General features: G+C 69.6%; 21 protein-coding genes. 9 read left to right on the forward strand and 12 right to left on the reverse strand.

Translation table 11 applies throughout. The annotated features are described in order from the left end of the window. Positions 1 to 2: 2 nt before the first annotated feature. Genes fliI through fliF form a run of 4 tightly spaced genes read right to left on the reverse strand, consistent with a single transcriptional unit; the run spans position 3 to position 4,959 of the window. Positions 3 to 1,502 carry a flagellar protein export ATPase FliI gene (fliI, locus tag WS95_RS16730; protein ID WP_373557156.1) on the reverse strand — a complete coding sequence of 500 codons (1,500 nt, stop codon included), beginning with the start codon at positions 1,500 to 1,502 and terminating at the stop codon, positions 3 to 5. A gap of 32 nt (positions 1,503 to 1,534) precedes the next feature. Further along, entirely contained in the window at positions 1,535 to 2,218 is a 684-nt protein-coding gene (gene fliH / locus WS95_RS16735) for a flagellar assembly protein FliH (protein ID WP_059824714.1), read from the reverse strand. Then, positions 2,211 to 3,206: a flagellar motor switch protein FliG gene (gene fliG, locus WS95_RS16740; protein ID WP_034208648.1), complete on the reverse strand. Its 996-nt coding sequence runs from the start codon at positions 3,204 to 3,206 to the stop codon at positions 2,211 to 2,213. The genes fliH and fliG overlap by 8 nt, the downstream gene beginning before the upstream one ends. Continuing rightward, on the reverse strand, positions 3,196 to 4,959 hold the full coding sequence (gene fliF, locus WS95_RS16745; RefSeq protein WP_034208647.1) for a flagellar basal-body MS-ring/collar protein FliF: 1,764 nt from the start codon (positions 4,957 to 4,959) through the stop codon (positions 3,196 to 3,198). Before fliF ends, fliG begins: the two co-directional genes overlap by 11 nt. A 249-nt stretch (positions 4,960 to 5,208) precedes the next feature. Between fliF and fliE the strand changes: the two genes are divergently transcribed. The 6 genes from fliE to WS95_RS16775 all read left to right on the forward strand — a co-directional run bounded on the left by fliE (position 5,209) and on the right by WS95_RS16775 (position 9,348). Next, on the forward strand, positions 5,209 to 5,553 hold the full coding sequence (fliE, locus tag WS95_RS16750; RefSeq protein ID WP_034208646.1) for a flagellar hook-basal body complex protein FliE: 345 nt from the start codon (positions 5,209 to 5,211) through the stop codon (positions 5,551 to 5,553). A 201-nt stretch (positions 5,554 to 5,754) separates the two neighbouring features. Then, on the forward strand, positions 5,755 to 6,189 hold the full coding sequence (fliS, locus tag WS95_RS16755) for a flagellar export chaperone FliS (RefSeq protein WP_034208645.1): 435 nt from the start codon (positions 5,755 to 5,757) through the stop codon (positions 6,187 to 6,189). Further along, positions 6,186 to 6,518 (forward strand): flagellar protein FliT, encoded by a 333-nt coding sequence (locus tag WS95_RS16760; RefSeq protein WP_059824716.1) that lies wholly within the window; start codon positions 6,186 to 6,188, stop codon positions 6,516 to 6,518. Before fliS ends, WS95_RS16760 begins: the two co-directional genes overlap by 4 nt. 159 nt (positions 6,519 to 6,677) lie before the next feature. Beyond that, the gene (gene fliK, locus WS95_RS16765) at positions 6,678 to 8,030 is read left to right on the forward strand and encodes a flagellar hook-length control protein FliK (protein WP_059824717.1); all 1,353 of its coding nucleotides are present in this window, start codon (positions 6,678 to 6,680) and stop codon (positions 8,028 to 8,030) included. After that, positions 8,027 to 8,344, forward strand: coding sequence for an EscU/YscU/HrcU family type III secretion system export apparatus switch protein (locus WS95_RS16770; RefSeq protein ID WP_059824719.1), 318 nt, complete (start codon positions 8,027 to 8,029; stop codon positions 8,342 to 8,344). The genes fliK and WS95_RS16770 overlap by 4 nt, the downstream gene beginning before the upstream one ends. 269 nt (positions 8,345 to 8,613) lie before the next feature. Next, positions 8,614 to 9,348: a PepSY-associated TM helix domain-containing protein gene (locus WS95_RS16775; protein ID WP_059824720.1), complete on the forward strand. Its 735-nt coding sequence runs from the start codon at positions 8,614 to 8,616 to the stop codon at positions 9,346 to 9,348. Positions 9,349 to 9,409: 61 nt separating this feature from the next. On the opposite strand, the gene WS95_RS16780 is transcribed toward WS95_RS16775, so the two are convergent. From WS95_RS16780 to WS95_RS16815, 8 genes are all read right to left on the reverse strand, one after another. After that, complete coding sequence (locus tag WS95_RS16780; RefSeq protein WP_059824722.1) at positions 9,410 to 10,435, reverse strand: XdhC family protein; 1,026 nt, start codon at positions 10,433 to 10,435, stop codon at positions 9,410 to 9,412. 253 nt (positions 10,436 to 10,688) lie between these two features. After that, positions 10,689 to 12,095, reverse strand: a complete 1,407-nt coding sequence (locus WS95_RS16785) for an amino acid permease (RefSeq protein ID WP_059500609.1) — start codon at positions 12,093 to 12,095, stop codon at positions 10,689 to 10,691. A gap of 198 nt (positions 12,096 to 12,293) precedes the next feature. Continuing rightward, the gene (gene rqpR / locus WS95_RS16790; RefSeq protein WP_034208638.1) at positions 12,294 to 12,950 is read right to left on the reverse strand and encodes a response regulator transcription factor RqpR; all 657 of its coding nucleotides are present in this window, start codon (positions 12,948 to 12,950) and stop codon (positions 12,294 to 12,296) included. 7 nt (positions 12,951 to 12,957) lie between these two features. Next, on the reverse strand, positions 12,958 to 13,773 hold the full coding sequence (rqpS, locus tag WS95_RS16795; protein WP_059780781.1) for a quorum system sensor histidine kinase RqpS: 816 nt from the start codon (positions 13,771 to 13,773) through the stop codon (positions 12,958 to 12,960). A 415-nt stretch (positions 13,774 to 14,188) separates the two neighbouring features. Continuing rightward, complete coding sequence (locus WS95_RS16800) at positions 14,189 to 14,959, reverse strand: ferredoxin--NADP reductase (RefSeq protein ID WP_034208636.1); 771 nt, start codon at positions 14,957 to 14,959, stop codon at positions 14,189 to 14,191. A 307-nt stretch (positions 14,960 to 15,266) separates the two neighbouring features. Next, a complete protein-coding gene (locus WS95_RS16805) occupies positions 15,267 to 16,082 on the reverse strand; it encodes an endonuclease/exonuclease/phosphatase family protein (RefSeq protein ID WP_059780783.1) in 816 nt (271 codons plus the stop codon). A 5-nt stretch (positions 16,083 to 16,087) separates the two neighbouring features. Beyond that, a complete protein-coding gene (locus WS95_RS16810) occupies positions 16,088 to 16,573 on the reverse strand; it encodes a hypothetical protein (RefSeq protein ID WP_059824724.1) in 486 nt (161 codons plus the stop codon). Between the two features lie 146 nt (positions 16,574 to 16,719). Continuing rightward, a complete protein-coding gene (locus tag WS95_RS16815; protein ID WP_034208633.1) occupies positions 16,720 to 17,439 on the reverse strand; it encodes a nitroreductase in 720 nt (239 codons plus the stop codon). A 249-nt stretch (positions 17,440 to 17,688) separates the two neighbouring features. Between WS95_RS16815 and WS95_RS16820 the strand changes: the two genes are divergently transcribed. The 3 genes from WS95_RS16820 (at position 17,689) to WS95_RS16830 (ending at position 20,403) form a co-directional block, all read left to right on the forward strand. Continuing rightward, a complete protein-coding gene (locus WS95_RS16820; RefSeq protein ID WP_059824726.1) occupies positions 17,689 to 18,669 on the forward strand; it encodes an AAA family ATPase in 981 nt (326 codons plus the stop codon). A gap of 156 nt (positions 18,670 to 18,825) precedes the next feature. After that, positions 18,826 to 19,935: an NAD(P)/FAD-dependent oxidoreductase gene (locus WS95_RS16825; protein WP_059824728.1), complete on the forward strand. Its 1,110-nt coding sequence runs from the start codon at positions 18,826 to 18,828 to the stop codon at positions 19,933 to 19,935. A 156-nt stretch (positions 19,936 to 20,091) separates the two neighbouring features. Further along, the gene (locus WS95_RS16830) at positions 20,092 to 20,403 is read left to right on the forward strand and encodes a high-potential iron-sulfur protein (protein ID WP_059780786.1); all 312 of its coding nucleotides are present in this window, start codon (positions 20,092 to 20,094) and stop codon (positions 20,401 to 20,403) included. The last annotated feature ends 133 nt before the right edge of the window (positions 20,404 to 20,536 follow it).

Here is a 20,536-nt window from a genome sequence, read left to right on the forward strand (position 1 = left end):
GATCAGCCTCCGTAAGCGTCGAACAGCGCATCGAGCGCGGCGAGGCTCGATGCGAACGGCGCGCATTCGCGAAAGCCCTGCTGCAGGAATGCCTCGATGCGCGGGTAGAGCGCGATCGCGCGGTCGAGCTGGGCGTCGCGGCCGGGTGCGTAGGCGCCGACCGCGATCAGGTCGCGATTGCGCTGGTAGCGCGACAGCATCTGCTTGAACTGCCGCACGTGGTCGAGATGCGTTTCGTCGATCAGCGCGGTCATCGCGCGGCTGATCGACGCCTCGATGTCGATCGCGGGATAGTGGCCGGCCTCGGCGAGCGCGCGCGACAGCACGATGTGGCCGTCGAGGATCGCGCGCGCCGAATCGGCGATCGGGTCCTGCTGGTCGTCGCCTTCGGTCAGCACCGTGTAGAACGCGGTGATCGAGCCGCCGCCTTCGGGCCCGTTGCCGGTGCGCTCGACGAGCGCGGGCAGCTTCGCGAACACCGACGGCGGATAGCCTTTCGTCGCGGGCGGCTCGCCGATCGCCAGCGCGATCTCGCGCTGCGCCATCGCGTAGCGCGTGAGCGAATCCATCAGCAGCAGCACGTGCTTGCCCTGGTCGCGGAAATACTCGGCGAGCGACGTCGCGTACGCGGCGCCCTGCATCCGCAAGAGCGGCGACACGTCGGCCGGCGCCGCGACGACGACCGAGCGCGCGAGCCCGTCCTCGCCGAGGATCTGTTCGATGAATTCCTTCACTTCGCGGCCGCGCTCGCCGATCAGGCCGATCACGATCACTTCCGCGCTCGTGTAGCGCGCCATCGTACCGAGCAGCACCGACTTGCCGACGCCGGAGCCCGCGAACAGGCCCATCCGCTGGCCGCGGCCGACGGTGAGCAGCGCGTTGATCGCGCGCACGCCGACGTCGAGCACGTGATGGATCGGCTCGCGATCGAGCGGGTTGATCGACGGCGCCGACAGCGGCGCGTCGACCTTCGACGCGAGCGGGCCGAGGCCGTCGAGCGGGCGGCCCGACGCGTCGACGACGCGCCCGAGCATCTCCCAGCCGACCGGCAGCCGCTTCGCGCCCGCGAGCGGATCGGTGACAGGCGCGCTTTCGCGCGGCCACACGCGTGCGCCGGGCAGGACGCCGGCGACGTCGGTGGTCGGCATCAGGAACAGGCGGTCGCCGGCGAACCCGACGACTTCGGCTTCCGCGTGCGGCAGCGTGCTACCGGGCGGCAGTTCGATCGTGCATTCGGCGCCGACCGACAGGCGCAGCCCGATCGCCTCGAGCACGAGGCCGGCCGCGCGCGTGAGGCGTCCGCACGGCCGCAGCGGCAGCGCGTGGCGGCTGCGCGCGGCGAGCCCGTTCAGGTGCGTGCGCCAGTGTGCGAGATGCGGATTGTGCGGCGCGCGCGGGGCGACGGCCGAGGCCGCTGGATGCGGCGCGGTGTCGTGGGCGGGATCGTGCGCGGCCGCCGGCCCGAACGACGCGAGCGCGAGCTCGCGTTCGAGCGGCGTCATGCCGTCGTGCGCGAGCGCGTCGGGCACGCGCGTCACCACGCGCTCACCTTGCCGATCGCGGCGGCGACGCGCTGCCAGCGGGTGGGCAGCGTCGCGTCGACCTCGCCGGTCGCGGCGTGCGCGCGGCAGCCGCCTCGCTCGATCGACGCGTCGGTGCGCACGTTCCAGCCGAGCGTGTCGAGTTCGTCCTGCAGGTACGCTTCGACGACCGGCAGGTCGGCCGGATTCACCGCGAGATGCGGCGCGCCGGACAGCGCGGGCTCGGCCGCGAGCACGTCGCGCACGGCGGCGACCAGCGCGGCCGGGTCGTGTTTCACGTGCTGGCGCACGACCTGCTGCGCGATGTCGAGCGCGAGTTGCGCGAGGTCGGACGCGAGATCGTGTTCGACCGCCGATACGGCTTCGCGGAACGAAGCGGCGAGCGCCGCGAGCTGCGCGGCCTGTTCGCGGGCGTCGGCCCGGCCGGCGTCGAAACCCTGTTCGCGGCCCTGCTCGAAACCGGCCTGGTAGCCGAGCGCCTGGCCTTCGACGTGGCCGGCCGCATGGCCTTCGGCGTGCGCGGCGTCGCGCACGCGCTGCAGTTCCTCCGCGAGCGCGGCGGCGGCGGCGGCCGCGTCGTCGGGCGGCGGCGGGGGCGGCGGCGGGTCGAACGACGCCATCTCCCACCGCTGGTACGCGGTGAGGGTGCCCACGCGCTCGCTCGCCGAATCAGACATACGCGTCTTCCGCCTTGCCGCCGATCGCGATCTGGCCGCTCTCGGCGAGGTTGCGCACGATCTGCAGGATGCGGCGCTGCTGCGTCTCGACTTCGGACACGCGCACCGGGCCGCGCGCGTCGAGATCCTCGGCGAGCAGTTCGGCCGCGCGTTGCGACATGTTCGCCAGGAACTTCTGGCGCAGCGCCGGCGGCGCACCCTTGAGCGCGACGATCAGCGTTTCCGACTCGACTTCCTTCAACACCATCTGGATCGCGCGGTCCTCGAGGTCGAGCAGGTTCTCGAACACGAACATCTGGTCGATGATCTTCTGCGCGAGATCGGCGTCGTACTGGCGCACGCTTTCGAGCACGCCTTCCTCGTGCACGCTCGTCATGAAGTTCAGGATCTCGGCCGCGGTGCGGATGCCGCCCATCGGGCTGCGCTTCAGGTTGTCGCTGCCGGACAGCAGGCCCGTGAGCACGTCGTCGAGCTCGCGCAGCGCGGCCGGCTGGATGCCGTCGAGCGTCGCGATCCGCAGCAGCACGTCGTTACGCAGCCGTTCGGTGAAGCACGACGCGATTTCCGAGGCCTGGTCGCGGTCGAGGTGCACGAGGATCGTCGCGATGATCTGCGGATGCTCGTTCTTGATCAGTTCGGCCACCGCGCCCGAATCCATCCATTTGAGGCCTTCGATGCCGCTCGTGTCGCTGCCCTGCAGGATACGGTCGATCAGCACGCCGGCCTTGTCCTCGCCGAGCGCCTTCGTCAGCACCGAGCGGATGTACTCGCTCGAATCGAGCGACAGCGCGGTGTGCTGCTCGGCTTCCTTCACGAACTCCTGCAGCACGTCCTCGACCTGCTCGCGCGTGACGTTCTTCAGCGCGGCCATCGCGGCGCCGATCTTCTGGACCTCGCGCGGCGCGAGGAACTTGAATACCTGCGCGGCTTCTTCCTCGCCGATCGACATCAGCAGCAGCGCGCTCTTGGTCAAGCCTTCAGCGTTCATCGGACACCCAGTTCTTCACGACGGTGGCGACGATCTTCGGATCCTGGCGGGCGATCGTGCGCGCGTAGTCGAGGTTGCGTTCGTAGCGGTTCTTCTCGTTTTCGAAGCCGAGCAGCAGCGGATCGGCTTCCTCCGCCGCCTTTTCCGGCGCGGGCAGGCCGTCGAGCGCGACCGCTTCGTCCGGCGCCGCGAGCGCCGGCGCGGCCGGCTCGGGCGGCGGGAACGCGCGGCGCATCGCCGGGCGCACGAACATGAAGTAGAGCGCCGCCGCGGCCGCCGCGATGCCGAGCCACTTCGCGGCTTCCTTCGCCATCGCGATCATGTCGGGCTGGCGCCACCACGGCAGGTCGGCATACGGGTCGCTCGCGGTCGAGAACGCGCTGTTCACGACGTTGACCGAGTCGCCGCGCTTCGCGTCGTAGCCCATCGCGTCCTTCACGAGCTGTTCGACCTGCGCGAGCTTCGCGGGCGGCAGCGGCTGCATCGTCACGTGGCCCTTCGCGTCGGCGACCGGCTGGTAGTTGACGACGACCGCGACCGACAGCCGCTTCACGCTGCCCATCGGCTGTTCGGTATGGCGGATCGTCTTGTCGAGCTCGTAGTTGGTCGTCTGGTCCTTGCGGTCGCTGACCGGCGTCGTCTGCGGCGCGTTCTGGCCGTTGCCGGCGACGATCGGCGCGGAAGCCGGCTGCGGCGGCGTGTTCGACAGCGCGCCCGGCACGCCCGACGCGCCGCCTTGCGCGAGTTCGGTCGCACTGCTGGTCTGCTGGCTGCGGATCGCGGCCTGCTGCGGCGTGCCGTTCGGGCCGTAGCTTTCCGACGTCTGCTCGATCTTCGAGAAATCGAGATCCGCGCTGACCTGCGAACGCGCGTTGCCGGCGCCGAAGATCGGCGCGAGGATCGCGTCGATGCGCTTCTGCGTGTTGTGCTCGACCTGCTGCACGTACTTGAGCTGGCTCGCGTCGAGGCCGGAAGCCGACGCGGTCTGGGTCAGCAGGTTGCCGTCCTGGTCGACGATCGTCACGTTCTTCGCCGGCATGTCGGGCACGCCGGACGACACCATCCGCGTGATCGCCTGCACCTGGCCCTCGTCGAGCACGCGGCCCGGGTAGAGGTCGACGAACACCGACGCGCTCGGCGCTTCCTTGTCGCGCACGAACACCGACGGCTTCGGGATCGCGAGATGCACGCGCGCGCCGCGCACGGCGTTGATCGATTCGATGGTGCGCTGCAGCTCGCCTTCGAGCGCGCGCTGGTAGTTGATCTGCTCGGCGAACTGGCTGATGCCGAATTTCTGGTTGTCCATCAGCTCGAAGCCGACCGAGCCGCCCTTCGGCAGCCCCATCGCGGCGAGCTTCAGCCGCGTTTCGTGCACCTGGTTCGACGGCACGAGGATCGCGCCGCCGGCATCGGCGAACTTGTACGGCACGTTTGCCTGCTGGAGCGCGGCGATGATCGCGCCGCCGTCGCGGTCCGACAGGTTGCTGTACAGCACGCGGTAGTCGGGCGCCCGGCTCCACAGCACGAGCGCGGTGATCGCGGCGATCGCGAACGCGACGGCGATCACGAACGGCAGCTTCGGGTTGCCCTTCATCCGCGAGATGCCGGGAATGCGTTCGGCGAAGCCGCCCAGCCCGAAGTCCGCGCCTGCGCCGCCCGCGCCCGGCAACGCGGCGGCCGCGGCGGCGCCGGACGCCGGGCTGAGGCCCGCGCGGGCGTCTGGGTTGATCAGCGAGTTGGCCTGCGAATCCATGCGTCGAGTTTCTCCGGAGCGGGGCGACTGAGCTCGCTCGGGCGAGCGGGCGGACAATGACACGATGCGATTATCGTGACCCGCGGCGCACTCCGATCGACCGAAAAGAGCGGGGTTTCCCCCGTACTTTCTCGGCTTTGACGCGCGCCGCGCTGCTATCCTTTTTCGCGATCCGGCATGGTGCGCGTGGTGCGGCGCCGGCGGAAACGCCCGGCGCGTCCGGGTCACTTCTCTAGGTCTGGGGACAGCATGACTGCGAACGTCAGCGGAATCGGTTCGGTGTTGCAACAGATGCAGTCGATGGCCGCGCAGGCGTCCGGCGGCGTCGCGAGCCCGACGGCGGCGCTGGCCGGCTCGGGCGCGGCGACGGCCGGCACGTTCGCGAGCGCGATGAAGGCGTCGCTCGACAAGATCAGCGGCGACCAGCAGCGCGCGCTCGGCGAGGCGAAGGCGTTCGAGGTCGGCGCGCCGAACATCTCGCTGAACGACGTGATGGTCGACATGCAGAAAGCCAATATCGGCTTCCAGTTCGGGCTCCAGGTCCGCAACAAGCTAGTGAGCGCTTACAACGACATCATGCAGATGTCGGTGTGAGGCGACGGGCATCCGGGGGCGGCCTTCCGACGACGATCCGGCGCTTGCGGAACGGGGCCAACGGGCCGGCGACGCTGGCCCGCCGGCAGCCCCGGCGCACCTAAAGCTTTTCAAATCCCTTCCGATAACTCCGGTGAAGGCCGCGCCGTGCGACGCACGGCGGCGGCTCCCGCATAGCCAAGGCAAATAAAGGAGAAGCGCATGTTTTCCCCAGGACACGCTGGAGCCAGTGCGTACGCGCGTGTCGGCGTCGAGACCGGGGTGATGGGCGCCTCCCCGCATCGGCTGATCGCGATGCTGTACCAGGGGGCGCGGCAGGCGATCGCGCTGGCGCGCATGCATTTGCAACAGGACAACGTAGCCGGCCGCGGCGAAGCGATCGGCAAGGCGATCCGAATCGTCGAGAGCGGCCTGCAGGCGTCGCTGAACCGCGACGCGGGCGGCGAGATCGCCGACCGGCTCCATGCGCTGTATGCGTATATCGGCCGGCGCCTGCTGGAAGCGAACGCGCAGGCGAGCGACGCGATGCTGGTCGAGGTCGACGGCTTGCTCGCGACGCTCGAGGAAGCATGGACGGGCATCGCCCCGGAAGTCGCGCGGATGGCCGCGCAACAGGCAGCGGAAGCATCACGATGAATCACAAGGCCGAATACTTCGCGCGTTACGAGGCGCTCGCCGCCGTGTCGAACCGGATGCTGTGCGCCGCGCGCGGCGCCGACTGGAACGCGTTGCCGGGGTTGCAGGCCGAATTCATGCAGCTCGTGGACGGATTGAAGGAGGCCGATCCGGGCGTCGCGCTCGACGAATCGGATCTCGGCCGCAAGCTCGACCTGATCCGCCGCATCCTGGCCGACGACGCCGCGATCCGCGATCTCGTGAGCCCGGACGTCGCGCGGCTGTCCGCGCTGTTCGAGGCGCGGCGCTCGACCCAGGTATTGACCGATCTCTATCGCGCGCGCGGATAGGGCCGTCGTCCGGAAGACGGGCGCGAGGCGCCCGGGCCCGGTGCCGTACGCGGCGCGCGCCGTTCCCGCGGGCGGCGCCGGTGTGCCGCGCCGGATTCGCAACGATGTGTCGGTCCGTTTGCCCACGCAAACGGACCCCAAGGTGAGCAGGCTCCGATCATGACCGGTATCGACTCCGTTGCGGCCGCGCTGCTGGCGAGCCGCCTCGACAGCTTGCTGACCGGCACCGTATCGGCGCCCGCCGGCGGCGGCGCGACCTCGCAGGTCGGCACGCCGGGCGCCGGCGCGTCGTCCTCGCCGTCGGCCGGCAGTCCGCCCGCCGCGCCGCCGGCTTCCACGCAGACCGCGCTGTCCGAGGTCGGGCGCGCGCTCGACGCGATTTCGCGCTCGGGCGGCGATGCGACGCCGGCGATCGTCGGTCGGCTACCGCTGCTGGCCGATCCCGCCGTGCTGCTCGCCGATACGCCCGCGCCGGCGCGCGTGCCGGCTGCGTCCAGTCCCGCGGCGTCCTCTACGCCCGCTTCCGCCGAAGCGTCGTCCACCGCGGCGGCGCGCGAGGCGGCCGCGCCGCCGCCGGTCGCGGCGTTGCGCGCGGCGCTCGCGCAGGCCGTGAGCGAAAGCGGCCTCTTCTACGAATCCCATCTCGCGCAGTGGCTGGCCGGCCAGCGTCCGCTCGCGGCGCTGTTGCGCGAGCCGCAGGCGCGCCTCGCGACCGCGCTCGCGCCGGCCGACCCGCAAGCCGTTCCGCACGAGCCGACCGACGTGCTCGACGAACTGCTCGCGCAGCGCCCGCCGCTGCCGGCCACCGCACGGGCCAGCGCGCCCCCGCCGCCCCAGGGCGGCGGCGCGCCTGCACGCGACCCGGCGCAGGCCGCGCCGGCGGCCGCCCGGCAGAGCGCATCGTCGCCGCTCGACCCCGCCGATCCGCTGGCCGCGCACACCGATACGCGCTGGACGCCCGCGCGGGCCGAGCTGGCCGCCGCATCGTCCGAGCCGCAGGCGCAGCCGCTCGCGACCGTGCATCCGGCCGCCGTGCCGCTCGTTCGGCAGCAACTCGACGCGCTCGCGACCGACCAGTTTCGCTGGACCGGGGAGGCGTGGCCGGGCGCGCGGCTCGACTGGACGATCGAACCCGACGAGCCGGGCCATCGCGCACCGCGCGGCGGCGACGATACGGGCGACGGCATCGCATGGCGCACGCGCCTGACGCTGACGCTGCCGTCGCTCGGCACGGTCGATGCCGAACTGGTGCTGAACGGCGCGCAGCTCGTCGCGCGGCTGCGCGCGAACCAGACGGGCGCCGACCGTCTCGCGCGCCACGAAGCCGCGCTGCGGCAGCGGCTCGAAGGATCGGGGCTCAGGGTGGGTGGGCTGTCGATCCGCGCGGTCGACGACGGGCCGGACGGCTTCGACCTGTTCGCCGCGCAGGCCGCCGCCGCCGCGTACGCGCGCGGCGCGGCCGGCGGCCCCGACGCGCGGGTGCCGGGCGACGATGACGAGGCGCTGCCATGAGCATGACGTCGCGCAAGCGCGCGGCCGCGCTCGTCTACGATCCGAAAGGCGGCGATGCGGCGCCGCGCGTGGTGGCGAAGGGCTACGGCGTGCTCGCCGAGATGATCGTCGCGCGCGCGCACGATGCGGGGTTGTACGTGCATACGGCGCCGGAGATGGTGTCGCTGCTGATGCAGGTCGATCTCGACGACCGGATTCCGCCGCAGCTTTATCAGGCGGTCGCGGACCTGCTCGCGTGGCTGTACGCGCTCGATCGCGCCGACCCCGCGCCGGACGACGCCGCGCCGCGTTTTCCGCTGCCGCCGTTGCGCTGAGCGGTCTGCCGACGGGCGGGTTCTTACGAAAGGCTGTCCGTGGCTTGCGGGATCGTTCTGCCGGTATTTTCCATCCATCGTTCGCCTTCGGATTGCAACGTGTGCCTTTCGTCCGAATTTGCGCGTGCGCCGTGCCTCCCGCTCCGTATGCGCACGGATTGAGCCGGCTTCCGATTTATGTAATGATATCCATTCTCATTTTCATGCTGCCCGGGCGGCGCGCACACCCTGCGCGCCGCCCGTCGTTTTGAACGAATGGATACTTTCGCGTGAACGCGCCCGAAACGATCGACCCGCCCAAGACGGGCCTGCCGCTCGCCGGCGTCACCGTGCTGCACCCGGCGGGTCGCCCGCTGACCGACGACGAACTGGCCGCGCGCCGCCAGCGCTCGCGCCGCGCGACCTTCATCAAGTGGCTGCGCAAGGTGCACGGCTGGGTCGGGCTGTGGGGCGCGGTGCTCGGGTTGCTGTTCGGCGTGACGGGCGTGCTGCTGAATCACCGCGCGCCGCCGCTGAAGATTTCGACCGGCGAGCCGCAGGTCGAGGAAATGCAGATCGCGCTGCCGGATCCGGTGCCGAAGACGCCTGCCGCGATGACGAAGTGGCTGCAACAGGAGCTGCATTTCGACGGCAAGCCGGGCCGCATGCGCAAGGAGCCTGCGCAGGCCGTCGCGTGGGGCGACAAGCGCGTGATGCAGCCCGAACACTGGCAATTCGGCGTGTTCGGGCCGCACCAGAACCTGCAGGGCGAGTACTGGGTCGGCAACGGCTACGTGTCCGTGAAACGCACGGGCAACACGTTCCTGACGACGCTGAACAACCTGCATCGCGGCGTCGGGATGAAGCTCGGCTGGGTGCTGCTGATGGACACGATCGCAGGCTCGCTGATCCTGCTGTCGCTGACGGGCGTGCTGCTGTGGACCGAGCTGAACAAGCGCCGTACGGTCGGCGTCGTGCTGGTGGTCGGTTCGGTTGCCGCCGCGCTGGCGGCCGGCCTGGCCTGACCGACGTTCGCGCCGGCCGGCGCCGGCGCCCCGCGCGAGCGCGGCCGCCCGCCGCCGCGGGTCAGAGGCCGCAGGCCGCGCCGCCGTGCGCCGCGATTTCGCGTGCGGCCTTCGCGCCTTCGACCTGCAGGATCGTCGGCAGCGACACGTTGTTCTTCGCGGCGGTGATCTCCGCGAGGATCGAGATCGCGATTTCCGGCGGCGTCCGGCTGCCGATGTAGATGCCGGCCGGCCCGTGCAGCCGAGCCAGCTCCGCTTCGCTCAGATCGAATTCGCGCAGCCGCTCGCGCCGCGCCGCGTTGTTGCGCCGCGAGCCGAGCGCGCCCACGTAGAACGCGGGCGTCTTCAGCGCTTCCATCAGCGCGAGATCGTCGAGCTTCGGGTCGTGCGTGAGCGCGATCACGGCCGAACGCGCGTCGAGCTTCATGTCGAGCACCGTATCGTCGGGCATCGTGCGCACGACGCGCGTGCCCGGCACGTCCCACGCATCCGTGTATTCCTCGCGCGGATCGCAGACCGTCACCTGGTAGTCGAGCCCGACCGCGATCTGGCACAGATAGCGCGACAACTGGCCGGCGCCGATCACGAGCATCCGGTAGCGCGGCCCGTGGATCGTCACGAGCCGTTCGCCGTCGAAGGCGAGCCCGTCGGTCGCCTGCGCGGGCGACAGCGACGCGCGCCCGGTCGCGAGCGTCATCGTGCGCGTGACGAGGCGGCCGGCCTCGACTTCCGCGCACAGCGCGGCGATCCCGCTGTCGCGCGTGAGCGGTTCGAGCACGAGCTGGATCGTGCCGCCGCAAGGCAGCCCGAAGCGGTGCGCTTCCTCGGCCGTCACGCCGTACTTGAGCGCTTCCGGGCGCGCATCGGCCGCGATCCCGCTCGCATGCACGCGGGCGATCAGGTCGTCCTCGATGCACCCGCCGGACACGGAGCCGACCACCAGGCCGTCCTCGCGCACCGCGAGCATCGCGCCTTCAGGGCGCGGCGACGAGCCCCACGTCTTCACGACCGTCACGAGCAGCACGCGCCGCCCTTCTTCGAGCCAGCGCGCGCTGGATTTCAGTACATCGAGATCGACGCTTTCCATCGTTTTTCCTGTTGCCGGACGGCCCGTCGTGCGGCGCCGTCGTTCGATGGCGGGATTATGAACCGCCCGGCGCGCGCGTGCAGGCAGCGCGCCGGCCGGGCACGCAAATCCGGAGAATCGGGCAAGAGATTGCGACGATCGGACAGCGATCGTGCGGTGGCCGAGGGTTCGGGAGAGCGGGGCGGGAGCCGGTGCAGGCTCCGCGTGGGGTGCTCGCGATGGCGCACCGCGGAAGGCGCGCCATCGCGGATGCTCAGTGCGCGTCGGGGTGGCCGTGCGCGAGCTTCGAGTGGTGCCGCGAGTACAGCGCGTAGATCGCCAGGCCGATCACGAGCCAGATGCCGAACGCGGCCCACGTGACGGGCTGCAGGTTCAGCATCAGGAACAGGCACGACGCGACCGCGAGGATCGGCACCACGGGCACGCCCGGGCAGCGGAACGCGCGCGGCAGTTCGGGGTGCGTGCGGCGCAGCACGAGCACGGCGATCGACACCATCGAGAACGCCGCGAGCGTGCCGATGTTGATCAGCTCGGCGAGCACGTTGAGCGGCACCAGCGCGGCGATCAGCCCGAAGAACAGGCCGACCAGCCAGGTCGTCAGGAACGGCGTCGCGAAGCGCGGATGCACACGCGACAGCGCCGCCGGCAGCAGGCCGTCGCGCGACATCGCGAAGATGATGCGGGTCTGGCCGTAGCTCATCACGAGGATCACGGTCAGCATGCCGAGCACGGCGCCGAGGTCGATGAAGCCCGCGACCCACTTCTCGCCGGCGATCTGCAGCGCGTACGAGATCGGGTGCGAGATGCTCGCGTACTGCGCGGACGGCACGATGCCGGTCGCGACCGCGGCGACCGTCACGTACAGCACCGCGCACACCGCGAGCGACGCGATGATGCCGATCGGCAGGTCGCGCTTCGGGTTCTTCACTTCCTCGGCCGCCGACGACACCGCGTCGAAGCCGATGAACGCGAAGAACATCACGGCGGCCGCGCCGAACACGCCGTTCCAGCCGTGCGGCATGAACGGCTTCCAGTTCGCGGGCGTCACGTGGAACAGGCCGACCGCGATCACGAGCAGCACGACCGAGACCTTGATGAACACCATGATGTTGTTGATGCGGGTCGATTCGCGGATGCCGATCGACAGCAGCGTCGTGATCACGATCATCACGAGGAACGCGGGCAGGTTGAACCACGTGACGACGCCCGGCACCGCGCCGGGCGCGGCGGTGAGCACGGTCGGCAACGTGAGGCCGAAGCCCTGCAGCAGCGACTGCAGGTAGCCGGACCAGCCGACCGACACGGCCGACGACGCGAGGCCGTACTCGAGCATCAGGTCCCAGCCGATGATCCACGCGACGAGCTCACCGAGCGTCGCGTACGAATACGTGTAAATCGAGCCGGCGACGGGGATCGTCGACGCGAACTCCGCGTACGACAGCGCGGCGAGGCCGCACGCGATCGCGGCGATCACGAACGACAGCATCAGCGCCGGCCCGGCCTGGACGGCGCCGGTGCCGGTCAGCACGAAGATGCCGGTGCCGATGATCGCGCCGATGCCGAGGAAGGTGAGGTCGATCGCGCCGAGCGCTTTCTTGAGCCCGGCGGCTTGCGCGCCGGCGATCATGCGATCGACGTTTTTCTTGCGGAAGAGAGACATTGCGGATGAATCGCCAGCACGCGCAGGCACGGCGCGCCAACTGAGTGAAAACCGATAATTTTAGCCGATTTGGCGTACAAGCCCCGCTGCGGCGCAGCGGGGCGCCGCGAAATCGTCCGATAAAACAAGCGTTTGTGCGCGGCGCGGCCTGCGCCGCGTCGCGGGATCGGACGAATTCGAGGGGGGCCGGGGATCGGATCAGGCGCCGGCCGTGGGCGCCATGTCGACGAGCCGGTTGCTCATCACGTAGAACGTGAGTTCCGCGTTGTTCGACAGCCGCATCTTCTCAAGCAGCCGCGACCGGTACACGCTCACCGTCTTCACCGACAGCGACAGCGTGTTCGCGATATCGGTGAGCCGCTTGCCCGACGCGAGCATGCAGAGCGTCTGGTATTCGCGATCGGACAGCTTCTCGTGCGGCAGCGGCTCGTTCTCGAACGACACGTATTCGGCGAGCGCCTCGGCCATCGCGGGGCTCACGTATTTGCGGCCGGCCGCGACCTGCTGGATCGCGCCGATCATCTGCGCGGCGTTGACCGTCTTCGACAGGTAGCCGGCCGCGCCGGCCTTCAGCGCGCGCACCGCGTACTGGTCCTCGCGGTACATCGAGAACATCAGCACCGGCGTGCGCGTCAGCTTGCGCTTGAGCCGCTTGAGCACCTCGATGCCGTTCGTGTCGGGCAGCGAAATGTCGAGCAGGATCACGTCGAATTCCTGTTTGTCGACGGCGGCCATCGCGTCGCCGCCGCTCTCGGCCTCGGTCACGTCGCGTGCGACGCCGCGATCGATCAGCAACTGGCGGATCCCTTGCCGGACGATCGCGTGATCGTCCACGAGCAGGATGTTCAGGCTCATCGCGACCTCACGAAAGCGACGTGCGGCGTGCCGCGCCGGGCACCCCGAGCAGCGAAGCCCACGCGAAGCGCGCGGTGACGCGCGTGCCGCGCCCGGTCGCCGGCGTGGCCGTCTCGAAGCTGCCGCCGAACGCCTCGCAGCGGGCGCGCATGCCGGCCAGGCCGTAGCCGTTGCGGCGGTGCCGGGCGAAACCGGTCCCATCGTCGGCGACACTCAGCGACAGATGCGTGCCGTCGGTGACGATCCGGACGTCGACCGACGTCGCGCGCGCGTGTTTCGCGACGTTCGACAGCGCCTCCTGCGCGACGCGGAACACCGCGAGCGCGCCGGCGCCGGCGAGCTGCGTCAGGCGGGCGTCGGCCGCGCACACGAAGCTCGTGCGCAGGCCGGTGCGCGCCGCATGGGTGTCGATCCACGACGACAGCGCACCGACCATGCCGGCGTCGAGCGCCGGCGCGCCACGCTCGTCGATGAGCCGGCGATTCGCGTCGGTTGCGGCGTCGAGCGCCTGCTGCGCCAGCGCCAGCGCGCGCAGGCAGGCTTCCGGTGCGTCGGCCGGCAGCCATGTTTGAACGTTTGCGAGTGCGAAGCGGGCGGCGGTCAATTCGGCGCCGAGCCCGTCGTGCAGCTCGCCGGCCAAATGGCGGCGGGCCGCTTCGTCGGCGGCGAGAAGCTGGGCGGAAAGTGCCGCGATCCGCGCGGCGGACGCGTCGCGTCCCGACGCTTCGTCGGCGATGGGCGGAGTGGCAGCGCAGCCGGGCATGCGCTGCCGCGACGGGAACGGGGCGTGGGCGCCCAAGGGCGCGTTAAGCGACGTATCCATGACTCTCCCTGCTGTCAGAAAGCGGTTCAGACACCGGCTGGCTGCGTGGGCTGGCTGCCGTTTCGATGACGGTCGCCGCCACGGAATCGCTCCATGCCGAAGTAACAAAAGTTACGTCTTGTAACACTTGCATCCGACCCTTCCACGCTCATCCGCACGGCAACCACGCGCGCCGAATAATATCTCAAAATTTCCGGAAAGATCATGTCAGGCGGTCATTTAAGGGTAAATGTGAATAATCGGAATGAAGGTGTTGTAGGAAAAACACTGACGCCCGAGCACCCTGCGATGACGTATCAAAATGTAACTATTTGAGATGGAATGGTCCCAGTTTGTTACGAATTCGCCAAGTAGGGACGAAAAAAAACCGGAGCTTTCGCTCCGGTTCTTGATGACGCGCAAATTGGGGGATCGATCAGTCCACGAACGCGCGCTCGATCACGTAATGGCCCGGCGCGCTGTTCTTGCCTTCGACGAGGCCAGCCTGCTTCAGCAGGTCGGTCGTGTCCTTCAGCATCGCGGTGCTGCCGCACAGCATCACGCGGTCGTTTTCCGGCGAGAACGCCGGCACGCCGAGATCCGTGAACAGCTTGCCCGTCGCGATCAGGTCGGTGATCCGGCCTTCGTTGTCGAACGCTTCGCGCGTGACCGTCGGGTAGTAGACGAGCTTTTCCTTGATGATGTCGCCCAGGTACTCGTGGCCCGGCAGGTCGTGCTTGATGTAGTCCATGTACGCGAGCTCGCCCTTCAGGCGGCACGTGTGGGTCAGGATCACCTTGTCGAAGCGGTCGTAGATGTCCGGATCGCGGATGATCGACATGAACGGCGCGAGGCCCGTGCCCGTCGACAGCATCCACAGCGTCTTGCCCGGCAGCAGGTTGTCGGCCACCAGCGTGCCCGTCGGCTTCTTGCCGATCAGCACCTTGTCGCCCACCTTCAGGTGTTGCAGGCGCGACGTCAGCGGGCCGTTCTGTACCTTGATGCTGAAGAATTCGAGATGCTCTTCGTAGTTCGGGCTGACGATCGAGTAGGCGCGCGCGAGCGGCTTGCCGTCGACTTCGAGGCCGACCATCGTGAATTCGCCGTTGTTGAAGCGCAGGCTCGGCTCGCGGGTGCAGGTGAAGCTGAAAAGCGTGTCGGTCCAGTGATGGACGGATTGGACGGTGGCGGTGTCGTATTTGCTCATGGCTTTGAAAACGGACGCGCGTAGCGGACGCGTGTAACGGGCCCAAAAACGGGCAAAAAACCGAGTGCGTCGGCCCGATCGCGGATCGGCCGGCCGGCGCGTCGGACACGCGCCTTCTCGATGACAGACGTTTGAGGAACTCGTTATTTTACCCTGTTGACGCGGATCGCGGGCTTGACCCCCGCGGCCGCGCGGATTTGGCGCAACATATCCTTTCAACGAACTTTCATCGGTCGGCCGCCCGTTTCGCGCCGAGGCCGACGCGTTCCGGCGGCGCGGCGGCCGGCGGCACGCCCGACCGGGCGGCTTACTGCGGATCGAGGCGCAGGCGCGCGATGTACGGCAGATGGTCCGACAGCCACGCGGCCTCGCCGGACGGCGCGCGCCATTCGAGCGGCGTCAGGCCGCGCACGAACATCTTGTCGAGCGCGAGCGCCGGCGAGAACGCCGGGAACGTGCGGCCCGATTCGCCGAGCAGCGTCGCGACCTCGGACAGCCCGATCTCGCCGAACAGCGCGACCGAATCGTTGCGCCAGTCGTTGAAGTCGCCGGCGAGCATCAGCGGGCCGTCACCCGCGTTGCGCACGATCCAGTGCGCGATCCAGTGCATCTGGCGCAGCCGCGCGGCGCGCGTGAGCGCGAGATGCGCGCACAGCAGCGTGACCGGGCGCGCGCCCGCGAGCGTCGCGCGCGCGACCAGCAGCCCGCGCCGCTCGAAGCGGTGCGCGGAGATGTCCCAGCGGCCGCCGAGGTCGAGCGGATGCGGCGACAGGATCGCGTTGCCGTGCCGCCACGACGGCTTGAACACGTTGGGCCCTAGCGCGATCTGCCAGTCGAGCGCCTGCGCGATCTCGGTGGCCTGGCAATGCCATACATCGTCGACCGCGTCGTCCATCGGCGCGCCGAAGCCTGGGGCGAGCATCGGGCGCGGCATGCGGCGCGCCATCGCTTCCTGCAGGAAATACACGTCGGCGTGCGTCGACTGCATCCAGTCGCGCATCGCGTTCCACGCGGTGAAGCCGAGCGGCGAGCGGCCCTTGTGCAGGTTCCAGCTGACGGCGGTGATTTCGTCGGGCGCGGCGTGCGGTTCGGCGAACGGCAGCGAGAGGGCGTCGGCGGCCATGACGCTCAGTCCTTCGCGACGTGCGCGCGCACGCGGTAGACGAGATGCGGATGCTGCTCCACGAGCGTCCAGTCGGTCCAGGCGTCGCCGCCGACCGACAGGCCGGGGTGGCTCGCGACGATTTGCCGCGGCGACGCGGGCAGGCACGGATCGCCGCGCGCGCTTTCGTCGTCGAGCGTTTCCTGCACGTCGAGCCCGAGCGACACGGTGTTCGCGCTGGTGTCGACGGCGAGCGGGGCGACCGTCACCGAGCGCGAGCGCTCGGTCGGCACGACGCGCGCGGCATTGCCGCAGCCCACCGGCACGGCGGCCGGATAGCGATGAGTATCGGTGCGGGACTGGCCCACGGTGGTGTTTTGCTGGAACGTGTCGATCGTCTGACCGTCGCGCACCACCTGGATTTCCCATGCGACGACGGCCGGCGCGGGGCTCTGCGCATGGGCGGCGAGCACGACGCTCGCAAGCAGGACGGCCAGGCCGTGTTTCAGCATGAAACGTCTCCGGAAACGCGGGATAGCGGGGAACGGACGCACATCTTACGCCCGATCGATTTCGGTCGCGATGTGACGGGACGCGCCGCGGCAGGTTCGCAGCACGATGCGGTCCTGCTCGACAGGTAAGGCCGCGTCATGCGTTTTCAAGCGAAAAAGCGCGTGAATTCGGCGACGCTCGCGCGCTCGGTGACGAGGCGGTTCTCGATCGCGTCGGGGTCCGCATGGCCGAGCGCCATCCCGCAGACGAACTGTTCGTTCGGCGGAATGCCGAGGTGGTCGGCGACGATCCGGTGAAACGGCACGAACGCGGCCTGCGGGCAGGTATCGAGGCCGCGGGCGCGCGCGGCCGTCATCACGCCTTGCAGGAACATCCCGCAATCGAGCCACGCGCCGTGTGTCATGACCCGGTCCAGCGTGAAGAACAGCGCGACCGGCGCATCGAAGAAACGGAAATTGCGCGCGTGCTGCGCGTGCATGCGCGCCTTCTCGTCGCGGCGGATGTTCAACAGGCCGTACAGATCCCAGCCGACCTTGCGGCGCCGGTCGATGTACGGCGACACCCATTCGCGCGGGTAGTAGTCGTATTCGGCGACGTATTTCTCGTCGCGCGCCGGATCGTCGTAGGCCGCGGTGAGCGCGGCGGCGAGCGCGTCGCGCGTGGCGCCCGTCGCGACGTACACGCGCCATGGCTGGATGTTGGTGCCCGACGGCGCGCGGCTCGCGGCTTCGAGGATCGCCTCGATCGTCTCGCGCGGCACGGGCGTCGGCAGGAACGCACGGACCGAACGACGCGACTTGAGCGCGGCGTCGACGGAACGGATCGCGTCGGCGTCGACGCGCGGAGAAGCAGCGGGGATGGACATCGGCAACCCTTCGGGCGAGGCGTCGGGCGAGGTGCGCGGCAGCGTGTGCGCGGCGCGCGGGCGCCATCGGCGAGCCCGGCGCGAGCCTCGTGGACTTTCGATCATACGCCGCGGCGCGCGGCCATGCAGCGTGCGCGCGCTGTTAGCAGCAGACGCGCCCGGCTGCTTGCTTGCATGGCGATGCGGGATCGCTACACTGAAATCGTAAGGGTCTGATGAGTATGTGACGGCAAGTGCAGCGAGGTAGGTATGACGACGGCGATGGTGAAACAGGAACTGGCGGTGGCGTCCTTCAGCACGGTGTACGACCTCGAGCAGGTCGAGACGGCGCTGGGCGACCTGAACGAGAGCGCAAGCGACGCACTGCGCTCGACCTACGAGAAGATGCTCAAGACGGGGAATCTGCGCTTCTGCGTGAAGCCGAACCGGATGCCGTCGTTCGACGCGCTCGGCGAAACGTTGCCGAATTTCGGCGAGCCGCTCGACGACGTACGAAAGCAGATCGCGCTGTGTCTCGAAACGGACGACCGGCTCGAACTGATGCCGATCCTGCTGCTCGGGCCGCCCGGGATCGGCAAGACGCATTTCGCGAAGGCGCTCGCGCAACTGCTCGGCACCGCGTACCACTACGTGCCGATGAGTTCGCTGACGGCGGGCTGGATCCTGTCGGGCGCATCGTCGCAATGGAAGAACGCGAAGCCCGGCAAGGTGTTCGACGCGCTCGTGAACGGCAGCTACGCGAACCCGGTGATCGCGGTCGACGAGATCGACAAGGCCGGCAGCGATGCGCAATACGATCCGCTCGGCGCGCTGTATGCGTTGCTCGAGCACGACACCGCGCGCGCGTTCGTCGACGAATTCGCGGAAGTGCCGATCAACGCGGGCAACGTGATCTGGATCGCGACCGCGAACGACGCGCACGCGATTCCCGAGCCGCTGCTCAACCGGATGAACGTGTACGAGATCGCGCCGCCCGATGCGGCCGGCGCGCGACGGATCGCGCAGACGATCTACGACGAGATCCGGACGTCACATGCGTGGGGGCGGCGCTTTCCCGATACGCTCGGCGACGACGCGCTCGACGTGCTGGCCGCGACGCCGCCGCGCACGATGCGCCGCGCGCTGCTGCACGCGTTCGGCGCCGCGCGGCTCGACGGCCGCGACGCGATCGCGCCGGCCGATATCCGCGCCGACGAAGGCGCGGCGAAGCGCCGGCCGATCGGCTTCTGACGCGGCCACGCGCGCACGGCTGCGGCGTGCGCGCGTGGCGCGGGGTGCGCGGTCGGCCGCAGCGTCGCGACACGATGCGCGCGCGTTCGGCAAGCGGGCGAACCGGGACGTACAATTCTTCCCTCTCCCTTCGATGCGCGAGCAGCGCGAAAAGCCATGGAGCAGACGGATTGTGTCGTGATCGGCGCGGGTGTCGTCGGTCTGGCGATCGCGCGCGAACTCGCCGCGCGCGGGCGTGAAACGATCGTGCTCGAGGCGGCCGACGCGATCGGCACGAGCACGAGTTCGCGCAACAGCGAGGTGATTCACGCGGGGCTCTACTATCCGCGCGGGTCGCTGAAGGCGGTGACGTGCGTGCACGGGCGCGACCTGCTGTACGAATTCTGCGACACCCATCAGGTGCCGCACCGGCGCACGGGCAAGCTGCTCGTCGCGACGAGCGCCGCGCAGGTGAAGCAGTTGAAGGCGATCGCCGCGCGCGCGGCCGAAAACGGCGTGCTCGACCTGCTGCCGCTCACGCGTGCCGAGGCGCAGACGCTCGAGCCCGCGCTCGAATGCGTGGAGGCGCTGTTCTCGCCGTCGACGGGTATCGTCGACAGCCACCAGCTGATGCTCGCGCTGCTCGGCGATGCGGAGCGCCACGGCGCCGTGTGCGCGCTGCAATCGCCGGTCGAAGCGATCGACGTGCTGCGCGGCGGGCGCTTCATCGTGCGCACCGGCGGCGCCGCGCCGACCGAGATCGACGCCGCCTGCGTGATCAATAGCGCGGGCCTCGGCGCGCAGGCGCTCGCGCGCCGCACGCGCGGCCTCGACCCGCGCTGGGTGCCGCCGCTTTATCTCGCGCGCGGCAATTATTTCAGCCTGTCGCGCCGTGCGCCGTTCTCGCACCTGATCTATCCGATGCCCGATCGCGCGGGGCTCGGCGTGCACCTGACGCTCGATCTCGGCGGGCAGGCGCGCTTCGGCCCGGACGTCGAGTGGTGCGATGCGTTGCGCTACGACGTCGATCCGGCGCGCGCGGGCGCGTTCTACGCGTCGATCCGCGCATTCTGGCCGGGCCTGCCCGACGATGCGCTGCAGCCGGCGTACGCGGGCATCCGGCCGAAGGTCGCGGGGCCCGGCGAGCCGCCGGCCGACTTCATCGTGCAGGGCGCCGCGCAGCACGGCGTGCGCGGGCTCGTGAACCTGTTCGGCATCGAGTCGCCGGGGCTCACCGCCGCGCTCGCGCTCGCGCAGCGCGTCGGCGACATGGTGTCGCGCGCGTGACGCACGGCCCGCCGCCGCGCGGGCCGGCCGGACGAGCCCGTGTGAAATCCCTTATCTCCGGCATTTCGGCGCGCACATTTATCCGCTTGGGCGTTATTCTGTCGTACGCCGTCGCCAGAACGGCTTTCAAACCGATAACGTTGGAGCGAGTCCCCCATGAAAACATCCCGTCGGAGTTTCCTGATCACGAGCATTGGCGCCGTGTCCGCGCTGGCGCTGTCGCGCGAAGCGCTGGCCGATGCGCCGATGCTGTCGGAAACCGATCCGACCGCGACGGCGCTCGGCTACAAGGCCGATGCCACGAAGGTCGACAAGACGAAGTACCCGAAATACGCAGCGGGCCAGGATTGCGCGGCCTGCATGCTGTATCAGGGCAAGAAGGGCTCGGCTTCGGGCCCGTGCGGCGCGTTCCCCGGCAAGCAGGTGTCGGCGAAGGGCTGGTGCAGCGCTTTCTCGAAGATGGGTTGAGGCCCGTGCGGCATCGTGCGATGCCGCATTGTGGCGAAAACCGCAACACGCTCGCCGTCGTTCGATGGCGGGCGTTTTTTATTGCTTGAAAACGGTTCCGTCGCTTTCTACACTCGCTGCACACCAGCGCGCC

The sequence above is a fragment of the Burkholderia sp. MSMB1826 genome (assembly GCF_001526325.1).
Lineage (GTDB): Bacteria > Pseudomonadota > Gammaproteobacteria > Burkholderiales > Burkholderiaceae > Burkholderia.

Coding starts and splice junctions, on each gene's coding strand:
- fliG (WP_034208648.1), bottom strand. CDS start 3,206: ATGAACGCTGAAGGCTTGACCAAGAGCGCGCTGCTGCTGATGTCGATC.
- WS95_RS16800 (WP_034208636.1), bottom strand. CDS start 14,959: ATGAGCAAATACGACACCGCCACCGTCCAATCCGTCCATCACTGGACC.
- WS95_RS16760 (WP_059824716.1), top strand. CDS start 6,186: ATGAATCACAAGGCCGAATACTTCGCGCGTTACGAGGCGCTCGCCGCC.
- fliF (WP_034208647.1), bottom strand. CDS start 4,959: ATGGATTCGCAGGCCAACTCGCTGATCAACCCAGACGCCCGCGCGGGC.
- WS95_RS16785 (WP_059500609.1), bottom strand. CDS start 12,095: ATGTCTCTCTTCCGCAAGAAAAACGTCGATCGCATGATCGCCGGCGCG.
- fliE (WP_034208646.1), top strand. CDS start 5,209: ATGACTGCGAACGTCAGCGGAATCGGTTCGGTGTTGCAACAGATGCAG.
- fliI (WP_373557156.1), bottom strand. CDS start 1,502: ATGACGCCGCTCGAACGCGAGCTCGCGCTCGCGTCGTTCGGGCCGGCG.
- WS95_RS16825 (WP_059824728.1), top strand. CDS start 18,826: ATGGAGCAGACGGATTGTGTCGTGATCGGCGCGGGTGTCGTCGGTCTG.
- WS95_RS16830 (WP_059780786.1), top strand. CDS start 20,092: ATGAAAACATCCCGTCGGAGTTTCCTGATCACGAGCATTGGCGCCGTG.
- fliK (WP_059824717.1), top strand. CDS start 6,678: ATGACCGGTATCGACTCCGTTGCGGCCGCGCTGCTGGCGAGCCGCCTC.
- WS95_RS16810 (WP_059824724.1), bottom strand. CDS start 16,573: ATGCTGAAACACGGCCTGGCCGTCCTGCTTGCGAGCGTCGTGCTCGCC.
- WS95_RS16770 (WP_059824719.1), top strand. CDS start 8,027: ATGAGCATGACGTCGCGCAAGCGCGCGGCCGCGCTCGTCTACGATCCG.
- fliS (WP_034208645.1), top strand. CDS start 5,755: ATGTTTTCCCCAGGACACGCTGGAGCCAGTGCGTACGCGCGTGTCGGC.
- WS95_RS16815 (WP_034208633.1), bottom strand. CDS start 17,439: ATGTCCATCCCCGCTGCTTCTCCGCGCGTCGACGCCGACGCGATCCGT.
- rqpS (WP_059780781.1), bottom strand. CDS start 13,773: ATGGATACGTCGCTTAACGCGCCCTTGGGCGCCCACGCCCCGTTCCCG.
- WS95_RS16820 (WP_059824726.1), top strand. CDS start 17,689: ATGACGACGGCGATGGTGAAACAGGAACTGGCGGTGGCGTCCTTCAGC.
- fliH (WP_059824714.1), bottom strand. CDS start 2,218: ATGTCTGATTCGGCGAGCGAGCGCGTGGGCACCCTCACCGCGTACCAG.
- WS95_RS16780 (WP_059824722.1), bottom strand. CDS start 10,435: ATGGAAAGCGTCGATCTCGATGTACTGAAATCCAGCGCGCGCTGGCTC.
- WS95_RS16805 (WP_059780783.1), bottom strand. CDS start 16,082: ATGGCCGCCGACGCCCTCTCGCTGCCGTTCGCCGAACCGCACGCCGCG.
- rqpR (WP_034208638.1), bottom strand. CDS start 12,950: ATGAGCCTGAACATCCTGCTCGTGGACGATCACGCGATCGTCCGGCAA.